Origin of the sequence: Halanaerobium kushneri (assembly GCF_900156285.1) — a bacterium.
Taxonomy (GTDB): domain Bacteria; phylum Bacillota; class Halanaerobiia; order Halanaerobiales; family Halanaerobiaceae; genus Halanaerobium; species Halanaerobium kushneri.
Window position 1 is genome coordinate 17759 of the sequence record NZ_FTNC01000030.1, and the last position, 11376, is coordinate 29134.

Annotated in this window: 8 protein-coding genes; all 8 read left to right on the forward strand. The window is 32.0% G+C overall.

Going from position 1 to position 11376, the window contains the following annotated elements; genetic code table 11:
- The first annotated feature begins 221 nt into the window (after nt 1–221).
- The 8 genes from dnaA to BW929_RS13555 all read left to right on the forward strand — a co-directional run bounded on the left by dnaA (nt 222) and on the right by BW929_RS13555 (nt 11080).
- Nucleotides 222–1634, forward strand: coding sequence for a chromosomal replication initiator protein DnaA (gene dnaA / locus BW929_RS13520; RefSeq protein WP_076546021.1), 1413 nt, complete (start codon nt 222–224; stop codon nt 1632–1634).
- Nucleotides 1635–1950: 316 nt separating this feature from the next.
- Entirely contained in the window at nt 1951–3060 is a 1110-nt protein-coding gene (gene dnaN, locus BW929_RS13525) for a DNA polymerase III subunit beta (protein WP_076546022.1), read from the forward strand.
- An 85-nt stretch (nt 3061–3145) separates the two neighbouring features.
- Nucleotides 3146–3364: an RNA-binding S4 domain-containing protein gene (locus BW929_RS13530; RefSeq protein ID WP_076546023.1), complete on the forward strand. Its 219-nt coding sequence runs from the start codon at nt 3146–3148 to the stop codon at nt 3362–3364.
- 3 nt (nt 3365–3367) lie between these two features.
- A complete protein-coding gene (recF, locus tag BW929_RS13535) occupies nt 3368–4492 on the forward strand; it encodes a DNA replication/repair protein RecF (RefSeq protein ID WP_076546024.1) in 1125 nt (374 codons plus the stop codon).
- A 4-nt stretch (nt 4493–4496) separates the two neighbouring features.
- Nucleotides 4497–4757, forward strand: coding sequence for an extracellular matrix regulator RemB (remB, locus tag BW929_RS13540; RefSeq protein WP_073157926.1), 261 nt, complete (start codon nt 4497–4499; stop codon nt 4755–4757).
- Nucleotides 4757–6679, forward strand: coding sequence for a DNA topoisomerase (ATP-hydrolyzing) subunit B (gene gyrB, locus BW929_RS13545; protein ID WP_076546025.1), 1923 nt, complete (start codon nt 4757–4759; stop codon nt 6677–6679). Before remB ends, gyrB begins: the two co-directional genes overlap by 1 nt.
- A 29-nt stretch (nt 6680–6708) precedes the next feature.
- Complete coding sequence (gene gyrA / locus BW929_RS13550) at nt 6709–9315, forward strand: DNA gyrase subunit A (protein ID WP_407645390.1); 2607 nt, start codon at nt 6709–6711, stop codon at nt 9313–9315.
- A 946-nt stretch (nt 9316–10261) separates the two neighbouring features.
- Nucleotides 10262–11080: a cation:proton antiporter gene (locus tag BW929_RS13555; protein ID WP_076546027.1), complete on the forward strand. Its 819-nt coding sequence runs from the start codon at nt 10262–10264 to the stop codon at nt 11078–11080.
- Nucleotides 11081–11376 lie beyond the last annotated feature (296 nt).

Genomic DNA, 11376 nt, shown 5'->3' on the forward strand with positions numbered 1-11376 from the left:
ATTCTTTGTGGATATCTTTTCTCTTTTTATTAACAAATTTTTATTTAATTTTTTGATTTAAAAAGTGATTTTACTGCTTTAACAGTAAAGTTTAATTTCATTATTCTGTTGATAACATCTAATCTTGTCCACAATTCTGTGGATAAACCCTTATTTATCCCCTGTGATTGGGGATAACTTTAACTTAAGTACAATTTTTTTAGAATTACAGGAGGTATTTTATGTCTTTCTCGCAAAAAGAACTAGATCACATCTGGAAAAAAACTTTAGAAAATATAAAAGAAAAAATTACAAATCCCAGTTTTAATACCTGGTTTTCAGAAACTAAAGCAGTAATGACCACCGAAGAAAATCAACTGGTACTTCAGGTACCCAATAATTTTATTCAGGAATGGATAGAAAGTCAGTATACTGATTTAATTGAAGAAATTTTAGAAAATTTGACAGGCAATAAATGGAGTTTAATACTTTTGACTCCTGAGGAAGTTAAAAAGTTTAAAGAAAACAGAAAAAAGAATGATAATAATAAAAAAAATGAATCGCAGGAAGTTGAAGTAGTTAAAGAAAATATTGAAGAAGATAATGTAGAATCAGAATTAAAGCAAAATGGCTTTAATCCTAAATATACTTTTGATACTTTTGTTGTTGGTAACAGTAATCGCTTTGCTCATGCAGCCTCTCTTGCTGTTGCTGAAGCTCCAGCAAAGGCATATAATCCTCTTTTTATTTATGGTGATGTTGGTCTTGGTAAAACTCATTTAATGCAGGCTATAGCTCATTTTATTCTTAAAAATAACCCTGACTATAAAGTTGTTTATGTTTCTTCGGAAACCTTTACCAATGAACTTATTAACTCTATTAAAGATGACTCTACTGTTGATTTTAGAGATAAATACCGCAATATTGATATTCTACTGGTTGATGATATTCAGTTTTTGGCCGGCAAAGAAAGAACTCAGGAAGAGTTTTTCCATACCTTTAATACTCTGCATGAATCAAATCGCCAGTTAATTATATCAAGTGATCGTCCCCCAAAAGAAATTCCAACTTTAGAAGAAAGGCTCCGTTCCCGCTTTGAATGGGGTTTAATTACCGATATCCAGAAGCCTGATTTAGAAACCAGAATCGCTATTTTAAGAAAAAAAGCTGATATTGAAAATCTGACTATTCCCAATGAAGTAGTCATTTATATTGCTAATAAAATTCAATCCAATATTAGAGAATTAGAAGGAGCTCTGGTTAAAGTTATTGCTTATTCTTCGCTGGTTGACAGGGAAATCGATGTTGATCTGGCAAGAGAAGCCTTAAAAGATCTGGTTAATAAAAAGAAAAATGAATCAATTGAAGTAAATATTGAACGGATCAAAAAAATTATAACTGATGACTATAATTTAAAAATGGAAGATATGGAATCTAAAAAAAGAACTCAAAATATAGCTTTCCCACGACAAATCGCAATGTATTTAAGTAGAGAATTAACAGATTTTTCACTTCCACATATCGGCGATGAGTTTGGAGGGAGAGATCATACAACTGTAATACATGCTCACAATAAAATTAAAGAGAAAATAGAAAATGAAAATGATTTTAGTAATAAAATTGAAAGACTAATTGATACCATAAAACATGGATAAAATTTAATATAATTATTTTTTTCTCTATAATTTTTATATAAATTAAGCTATTATTTATCTATTAACAAAATCTGTGGATAATTATTAAGTGGGTTGTTGATAATATGTTAATAAATTTAAGTTGTTAATATGTGGATAACTCTTATCCTATCAACTCACATTTTATCTACAGGCAAAATTAGGCTCTCAATAGTACTTCAGGGCTTATCCACTTATTCACAGCCCCTACTACTATTACTACTAGTTTTATTAATAAATTAACCATTATTATATATTTTGATTTCTGTTAATAACTTTTTATCTGGAGGGATACACCTTGAAATTTTCAATCAATCAAAAAGATTTATACAATGCTCTTAATATAGTAAGAAGAGCTGTAGCTAAAAATCAAACTTTACCTATTTTGACCGGTATTTTTTTAAAACTAAAAAATAATAAATTAACTTTAAAGTCAACAGATCTGGAACTTGGAATTAAATACGACTTAACTGTTAAAGCAGAAAGTGATGGAGCTATTGTATTACCTGCAACTCAATTTTTAAATATCATTCGTGAACTTCCAAATGAAGATGTATACTTAGAATTGAATCAGGATAAATGGCAGCTGCAGATTAAATGTATCAATTCCTTATTTAAAATAAATGGTTATGATCCAGATGAATTTCCTAATCTACCCCAGGTAGAGGAAAGTGCAAAATTCGAATTACCAGCTAATAAATTTAAGGAAATGATAAAAAAAGTAAGAATTTCTACTTCAAAAGATGAAACTCAGCCTGCTTTAACCGGAGCTTTATTTGAAGTAGAATCTGAAAAGGTTAAAATGGTTTCTACAAATACATATCGTTTATCATTTATTGAAGCACCGCTTAAGACTTCAGTTAATGAAAAAATAGCTGTTATTATTCCCGGTACTACTCTTCAGGAATTAAATAATTTACTGGAAGATGAAGGCAGCGTTGAGGTTGAAGTTGACAGTAATTATGCCCGTTTTACTTTTGCTGGAATAGAAGTTATTTCTCGTTTAATAGAAGGAAAATTTCCAAATTATGAACTGGTTATTCCAGATGAGTCAAATAGTAATTTCTCGGCAGATCTCTCACAACTTCATGGAGCTGTTAAAAGAGCATCATTAATTGCTAAACTTGATGCAAATATTATTACTCTTGAGGCAGCTAATGGCTTAATGGAAATTAATTCAGCTGAGGGAAGTTCGGGCTATGCCCACGAAGAAGTTAAGATTGATCTAGAAGGTCCAGATCAAAAAATCAATATTGATGCTGGTTATTTCATTGATGTTTTAAAAGTATTGGATTCTGAAGAAATAAATATAGAAATGATAGGACCATTAAATCCTCTTGTTGTAAATTCTCAAAAAGATGGGGATAAGTTTATTTATCTAATTATGCCAGTTCGGTCACAATCGTAATAAAATAATAAAGTGTACTGCTCTGTTGATATGTGGATAGTTATTAACGGGGTACACTTTTTGTAAATTAGGAGGTAATAAATTAATGGAAGAAGTAAAAATAAAAAGTGATACAATAAATTTAGATCAATTTTTGAAATGGGCTAATATTGTAATGAGTGGTGGAGAAGCTAAACACCTAATTCAGGCAGGAGAAGTAGAGGTCAATGGAGAAATAGAATTAAAGAGGGGTAAAACTTTAAAAGCTGGAGATATTGTTAAATTAACAGCTGAAGATAAAAAATATAAAGTAAGTCGGGGATAATTAATGTATTTAGAAAGAGTTCTCTGCCGAAATTTTCGTAATTTTGAAGAGCTGATGATTGATTTAAATCCAAATTTAAATATATTTTTAGGTGCCAACGGTCAGGGAAAGACTAATTTTCTGGAGTCAATTTATTTAATGGCCACAGCTAATTCGCATCGCAGCAGTATTACTTCGGAGATGATTAGCTGGGATCAGGAAAAAGCACTTGTTCAGTTGCTTTTAAGGCGCAGAGAAGGTAAAATAAAGTTAGCCATGCGTTTAGATAAAGGTGGACGTCAGGTTGAAATTAATGATAATCCTCTGGATAAAGTAAAAGAACTGTTGGGATATTTAAATGCAGTTTTATTTTCTCCTGAGGATTTAAAACTGGTTAAAGAGGGTCCTTCTCACCGAAGAGAATTTATTGATCTTGAAATTTCTCAGGTAAGCCGCTATTATAATCATCTTTTAAGTAAATATGATCATATTTTAAAACAAAGAAATAATTTATTAAAATCAATTAGAGATAGAAAATCGACTGATAGAGAAATGCTTTCAGTCTGGGATGAACAGCTGGCTGCAGTTGGATCTAAAATCATTTTAAAAAGAATTGAAGTTATTGATAAATTAAAAATTCTGGCTCGACTTTCCCAGCGGAAGATAACTGAGGGAAAAGAAAATTTAGAACTGGAATATGATATTTCTTTAAATAATTTTTCTAAAAAACTGGGAGAAGCAGAATTAAGAGAACTTTTTATAGACAGCCTGATTGCAAAACGTGATCAGGAAATATCTCGTGGTTATACAGTAATTGGTCCTCATAGAGATGATATTAGTTTAAAGGTAAATGAAATGGACCTGCGAAAATATGGCTCACAGGGACAGCAGAGAACTGCTGCCCTGGCATTAAAACTGGCAGAACTGGAATTTATGAAATCAGAGACCGGAGAATATCCAGTCCTGCTTTTAGATGATGTTTTTTCGGAATTAGATGGTTTGAGAAGAAAAGCATTAATTAATATTATAGCTGATAAGATTCAGACTATAATTACAGCAACAGATGGAGAAAATTTATCCGGAATTAAAAATAACTCCTATAATGTTTATCAGGTTAAAAAGGGGAGAATAAAAAAGAGGGTGAATTAGACATATGTTTTTACATCTTGGTGATGGTTATATGATCCCATCAAAAGAAGTAGTATTAATTGGTGATTTAGAGAGTACGACTTCATCTGAGATAACTGAAGAATTTTTGGAGATTTCTGATGAAGAAGGATTTATTGTTGATTATTCCGGGGGTAATCCCCGTTCTTTTGTGTTAACAGGAGAGACAATTTATCTTTCAATGATCTCATCTAAGACACTTGGAGATAGAGTTGATAAGTTTACAGAAGAAAATGGGGGATATTGATGGATATTAAGGACAGAAGTAATTATGAAGCAGAACATATACAGGTGCTTGAAGGACTGGAAGCAGTACGAAAAAGGCCGGGAATGTATATTGGCTCTACAAGTATAGAAGGACTGCATCATTTAGTTTATGAAGTAGTTGATAACAGTATTGATGAAGCAATGGCCGGTTATTGTACTGAAATATCAGTTGAAATAAAACCTGGCAATGTAATAAAAGTCCAGGATGATGGCCGTGGAATTCCAGTAGAAATTCATCCTAAAGTTGATAAACCAGCAGTTGAGGTAGTTATGACAACTCTCCATGCTGGTGGTAAATTTGGTGGAGAAGGATATAAGGTTTCTGGTGGTCTCCATGGAGTTGGGGTTTCTGTTGTAAATGCACTAACTGAGTGGATGGAAGTTGAGATTGCCTGGAAAGACGGTAAGGTTTATAAGCAGAAATACGAAAGAGGTATTCCTCAGCATGAGCTGCAGGTGGTAGGAAGCTGTGATAGTGAGTGTACAGGAACTACAATTGAATTTAAACCGGATCCCTTAATTTTTGAAGAAACAGATTTTGAATTTAGAGTTTTAGCCCAAAGATTAAAAGAGCTGGCTTTTTTAAATAAAGGAACAACAATTAAAATTAAAGATACCCGTCAGGAGGAAGTTGAGGAAGAAGAATTCCACTTTGATGGAGGTCTGGTTTCATTTGTAGAATATTTGTCACAGAGTAAAAAACCAATTCTTTCTGAACCAATTTACATAGAAGATGAAGGTGAAGAAGGATCAATAGAAGTTGCAATTATGTACCATCAAGGATATAATACTTCACTTTATACTTTTGCTAATAATATAAATACAAAAGAGGGTGGAACTCATTTAAGTGGATTTAAATCTGCTACAACACGTACTTTTAATGATTATGCCCGAAGTAAAAATATTTTAAAAGATGGTGATGATAATCTTAAAGGTGAAGATATAAGAGAAGGTATGATTGCTATTATCAGTGTTAAATTATCTGAGCCACAATTTGAAGGACAGACTAAAACAAAATTGGGTAATAGTGAGATGAGAGGATTTGTTGATTCTGCTGTTTCTTCATTTTTAAAAACATATTTAGAAGAAAATCCAAAAGTAGGAAAGGCAATCATTGATAAGGCAATTAGTGCTGCTCAGGCAAGGAAAGCTGCCCGTAAAGCCAGAGATTTAACCAGAAGAAAAAGTGCCTTAACTTCTACTGCTCTACCGGGAAAACTTGCTGACTGTTCTAAGCGTAAAGCTGATGATACAGAAGTATATATTGTTGAGGGTGACTCTGCCGGTGGTTCTGCTAAACAGGGTCGTGACAGAGAGTTTCAGGCTATATTACCGCTTAAAGGTAAAATTTTAAATGTTGAAAAATCACGTTTAAATAAGATTTTAAATAATGACGAAATTAGAGCTTTGATCACTGCTATTGGTACTGGAGTGGGAGAAGAATTTGATATAAATAATATTCGTTATGATCGAATTATTATTATGACTGATGCAGATGTCGATGGAGCACATATTAGAACTTTGCTCTTAACTTTCTTTTATCGATATATGCGCCCTTTACTAGAAAATGGAAATATTTATATTGCACAACCACCTTTATATAAGGTCAAAAAGGGTAGAAGAGAAGAATATGTTTATAATGATAAAGCACTTAAGGAGCTGCTTGAAGAAATAGGAAAAGATAGAGTATCAATGCAGAGATATAAGGGTCTGGGAGAGATGAATCCCGGTCAGCTCTGGGATACAACAATGGATCCAGAAAATAGAATTTTACTCCAGGTAGATATTGAGGATGCAATTATGGCTGATGAAACATTTTCAATCTTGATGGGAGATAAGGTTGCTCCAAGACGTGAATTTATTCAAAAACATGCCCGAGAAGTTAAAAATCTGGATGTATAAATTTATTATAAGTTAAAGGTTGGTGAAATATTTTGGATCAAAAAGCAGCAAGAGTTAAAAAAATTGACATAGATAAAGAGATGAGAACTTCCTACCTGGATTATTCGATGAGTGTAATTGTAGGTAGAGCTTTACCTGATGTTAGAGATGGATTAAAACCTGTTCATAGAAGAATTTTATATGCTTTAGATGACTTAGGTATGACTCATACTAAACCACATAAAAAATCTGCCCGTATAGTTGGGGAAGTACTTGGTAAATATCACCCACATGGAGATACAGCAGTTTATGATACTATGGTTAGAATGGCTCAGGATTTTTCTTATCGTTATATGCTGGTAGATGGCCACGGAAACTTTGGTTCGATTGATGGTGATTCAGCTGCAGCTATGCGTTATACTGAGGCCAGAATGGCTCCAATAGCCTCTGAGATGATGACTGATATCAATAAAGACACAGTTGATTTTATTCCTAACTTTGATGAATCGCTGGAAGAACCTGAAGTTTTACCGGCTAGATTTCCCAATTTACTGGTAAATGGTACTTCTGGTATTGCAGTTGGAATGTCAACAAGTATTCCTCCTCATAATTTAGGCGAAGTAATTGATGGAGTTATTAAATTAATCAATAATCCTGAAATTACAACCAAAGAATTAATGGGGACTATTAAGGGACCTGATTTTCCTACAGGTGGCCAGATTATGGGAAGAGGTAGTATTTATAAAGCCTATAAAAATGGTCGTGGAAAGTTAACTGTGAGAGCAAAGACCAGAGTAGAGGATCTATCAGTAAATAGAAAACAGATTATAGTAGATGAACTTCCTTATCAGGTTAATAAGGCCCGTTTAATTAAGAGAATAGCGGAGCTTGTTAAGGATGAAAAATTGGATGCTATTTCTGATATTAGAGATGAATCAGATCGTGATGGAATGAGAATAGTAATTGAATTAAAGAGAGAAGCTACTCCAAAAGTAGTTTTAAATCAATTATTTAAGCATTCCAGGCTTCAGGTTACCTTCAGTGTAATTATGATTGCTCTGGTAGATAAAGAACCCAAAGTGTTATCCTTAAAAGAAATCTTAGAACATTACTTAGAACATCAAAAAGAAGTTATCAGACGCAGAACCCAGTATGATCTTGACAAAGCATTAGACCGGGCTCATATTTTAGAAGGTTATCGGATTGCCCTGGCAAATATAGATGAGATAGTAGAAATGATTAAAAATGCTGATGAAGTTGATACAGCAAGAGTTAACTTAATGGAAAATTATGATCTGTCCGAGACTCAGGCCAATGCTATTTTAAGAATGAGACTCCAGAGTCTGACTGGTTTAGAAAGAGATAAAATAGAAACAGAATATAAAGATTTACAGGAAAAAATAACATATTATCGCTCTGTTTTAGCAAATGAAGAAAAATTATTAGAAATAGTTGAAGAAGAAATTATGGTAATAAAAGATAAATATAATGATGAACGCAGAACTGCAATTATGAATAGAGCCACTGATCTAGAATTAGAAGATTTAATAGAAGAGGAACAGATTGTAGTAACTATGACTAATCAGGGTTATATTAAGCGAATGGCGCTTGATTTATACCGCAGCCAACGCCGTGGTGGCAAGGGTGTAATAGGTATCAGCACAAAAGAAGAGGATTTTGTGGAGAATATCTTTACAACAACCACTCATTATAAATTCTTATTCTTTACCAATCAGGGAAGAGTTTACAGATTAAAGGGGTATCAGATTCCGGAAACAGGACGTCAGGCAAGGGGTACTGCAATTGTCAATCTCCTGGAATTAGCAGAAGGAGAAAAAATTAATGCAGTGATTCCAGTCAAGGAATTCCCGGAAGATGCCTATTTAATTATGGCCACCAAAAATGGTTTAATCAAAAAGACAGCTTTAGAAGAGTATGATACCAATTACACTGGTCTTATTGCTGTTAATTTGAGAGAAAATGATGAGTTAATAGGAGTTAGAATTATTGAAGAAGATGAAAATATCTTCCTGGTTACCCGTAATGCTAAGGCTATTCATTTTAATGAGGCTGATGTTCGCTCTGTAGGTAGAAATTCTTATGGTGTTAAAGGAATTAACTTAGAAAAAGATGATCAGGTAATTGATATGGGTATAGATTCTGCCGGAGAAGAGCTGCTGGTAATTACCGAAAATGGTTATGGTAAGAGAACTCCAATCTCTGATTATAGAATTCAAAATAGAGCTGGTAAAGGAATAATTACTGCTAATATTACTGATAAAAATGGTAAGCTGGCTGCAGCAAGAATTGTTGATGACAGCCTGGAAATGATGGTTATAACTCAGGATGGAATTATAATTAGAGTTCCAGCAGCAGAAATATCAACTACAGGTCGTAATACAATGGGAGTTAAAATAATTAATGTTGGTGAAGATGATAGAGTGGTATCTTTAGCCAGAATTAATGATGATATTTTGGAAGCTGAAGACAAAGATGGTAAAAAAGAAGAAAAGGAAGAATTAACTCCAGAAGAAAGAGCAGAAGCTCGTTTTGATAGGATTGTTGAAAAAATAGATAGAGAAGCGGCTGAAAAAGCTAAGGCTGAAAAGCAGGCCAAACAGGAAGCAGAATTGGCTGAAAAAGAGGATGAAGAATAAATTAAATACTAAAAAGTTAATAATAATTTATAGAATCTACAGAGTTTTAAGGTGATAATCCCTGGCTAGACAATCTAATTAAATAGACTGTCTAGCCGGGGTGTTTTTTTGTTTTTAAAAATTGTAATCAGTTTTACTTTCAGTTATAATTATTTATCATAAAATAGAGACAGAATAGAAAAGTTGAGTTAAATGCTTATATTAATTTATTGAATTGTTAACTGCTTTACATCATAATAATTTTTATTAGATATAATGTACTCAATAACAATTTAAGAAGTTATAAATAACTAAGACCTATAATTTTATAAAATAATAAGAGGTGATCTAAGATGCTTAAAAAAGTTAAAAATTTTATTTTTGAGGCGGCAGAATTAGAAATGAAGGCTAGAGGATATAGAAAATAATAATTTTGTTGTAAAAGTTTAATTATAATTTTAAAAGAACCTATAATTTTAAAATACTATAAGAGGTGATAAGAATGGGTAAAGTAGAAAAGTTTCTTAATAATTTTGCAGAAGCGACTGTAATGGGATTTGGTCTGGCTAAGAATATTGATAAAGATTCCGATGAATATATAGATTATTTTGGTTAAAATCAATTTATCGTCAATAAGATAATAGATAATAATAATTTTATAATACTATAAGAGGTGATAATTATGAGAAAGTTTGAGAAATTTGTAAATGAATTTGCTGAAATTGCTGCATTTGGATTTGGCATTAAGTCAAACAAAAAAAATAATGATAGTGATGATTATATAGACTATTTTGGTTAAAATTTGATTAAAAAAATATTGATTAATAAATCCTTCCCATAATTTTGGGAGGGATTTTTAATATTCAGGTATTAAATAAAATTATTTAACTTTGAATCTTATAATTATTATGTTATAATTTCATATGTTATTCAAAAAAAGGGCTAATAATATTTAGAGGTGATTAAATTGGATGTTCAAATTGTTCATGAAATATTTTTTATGGCTTCATTGATATTTTTTGGTGGAATGGTAGGCGGTGCTATAGCACAAAAATTTGAATTACCTGATGTTGTTCTTTATCTTTTAGTTGGTATTTTGCTTGGTCCGTATGGAATGAATGTTTTAAATGTGGCAAATGGATCTCTGACTGTTAAACTTATTTTAACAGTAGGAACATCTTTTATTCTCTATCTTGGTGGTAGGGAGGTTAAAATAAGGGTAATAAAAAGAGTCTGGGTAACAATATTTTTACTTTCAACGATTGGAGTTTTAATTTCTACCTTTATTGTTGGTTATACATCTCATTTATTGTTAGGTATACCTTTTAGCATTGCTCTTTTATTAGGAGCTATAATTTCTCCTACAGATCCAGCAACACTTGTTCCTATTTTTAAACAGTATAAAATCAAAAAGAAGGTCGCACAAACTGTATCCAGCGAGTCAGCTTTTAATGATGCAGTAGGTTCAGTACTGTTTTTTACATTTTTAAGTGTGATTACATCAGGACATCTTAGTTTAGAACATAGTTTTGTTCTATTTTTGAAAGATACCAGTTTTGGAATTGGAATTGGACTTTTAATTGGAATATTTGGTACAGTTCTTATTTCTCAGAGTGATTATGGATTTCTCAAAAACTTTTCACCAATTATGTCAATTTTTGTAGCTATAACTTCTTATCTTGTTGCTGAAAGTCTTGGTGGAAGTGGATTTATGGCAAGTTTTGTCTCAGGAATGGTCTGTGGTAATAAAGTTTATCCTGAATTATTCATAGCAACCACAAAATAAATTTTTCCTTTTATTTAACTCTAAAATCATCTGATTTAAGAACTTAAAAATATTTTTTTGAGTTGAATTCTTAAAAAAGATCTGTTTTTGGTATTATGGTAAAAATTACTATTAAAATCGGGTATAGATATCCCCTGTTCTTCCTTTTTGTCTTTAAAACTTTACAGGCCCTATATGTTAAGGTAGTTTAGTATTCAGGTTCAGATAAATCCCAAACCCTGTATATTATCCAGTACCTTAAAGAATAATTCTTTGTTGGGACAGCCTTCTGCCAGTTTGTAATAAATATATCTGCC